The 754-nt window shown below is 66.6% G+C and carries 1 protein-coding gene; it reads right to left on the bottom strand.

Going from position 1 to position 754, the window contains the following annotated elements:
- Nucleotides 1-307: 307 nt before the first annotated feature.
- Nucleotides 308-610 (bottom strand): DUF732 domain-containing protein, encoded by a 303-nt coding sequence (locus ACTWP6_RS30385; RefSeq protein WP_260754779.1) that lies wholly within the window; start codon nucleotides 608-610, stop codon nucleotides 308-310.
- Nucleotides 611-754 lie beyond the last annotated feature (144 nt).

The following is a 754-nucleotide window of genomic DNA, read 5'->3' as shown; positions in this document are numbered from 1 at the left end:
CCCCCACCAGCGGTGACGCCCTACCGCGGCCCCACCGGCGAACGCATCAGCTGGCGCTGGTACCCCACCTACCAACCCCCACCACCGACCACCAATTGACCTGACCTCGTCCCCGCCGGGACCCATGGAGATCAAGCCGGCGTCGCGGCTCGGACCTGCATCGCTGCTCGCCCGAGCGATGGATCAGTTACCTGTGCCGGGCGCCGTTCGATCCCGACAGCCCGAGGGCTGTCGCGGTGACACGCGTGATGCGGCAGTGGTCGGCTGCAGACGCGTCGGTGACCGGTTACAGGTGCTTGGTCGTCGGCTATTGAACGGGGCAGGCGTACTTGTGGGCGACCTCCATCACCCGCTGCTGCGCGCCGGGACCGATGACTCCTTGAGCAGCCAACTCCAAACCGATGTATCCCGGTATGCCGCCCACGCACGCCTGGTGAGCAACACGCCACGCGGTGTCCGGATTCAGGTTGTAGCCGTTTCGCTGCAGACCTTGCATATAGCCGTCGAACTCCGGCGTGCCCTGCTCCGGAATCGCGTACGCCGTGCCTGCCGTGGCGATTGCGACGGCCACCGCTGCGACGACAGGTGCGATCACACGTCTCAACGTCATCTCTCCTCCGGGCTCTGCTGTCGCTTGCCAGGGTGATGGGACCACCTGATTGCCAGGGGGATGGGACCACCGTGGCGCGTTATCGAGGATGCTCGTCGGGTCCCTCTGGGTCAAGCTGACCGGGTCGGGTGCGTTGGCGGTAGG

Origin of the sequence: Mycobacterium sp. 4D054 (assembly GCF_052245755.1) — a bacterium.
Classification (GTDB): Bacteria; Actinomycetota; Actinomycetes; order Mycobacteriales; family Mycobacteriaceae; genus Mycobacterium.
The sequence above is the reverse complement of the archived record's forward strand: the minus strand, read 5'-3'. Positions and strand labels throughout refer to the sequence as shown.

Bases quoted from the DNA above. Each gene is read 5' to 3' on its own strand.
- ACTWP6_RS30385 (WP_260754779.1), bottom strand. From the start codon at position 610: ATGACGTTGAGACGTGTGATCGCACCTGTCGTCGCAGCGGTGGCCGTC.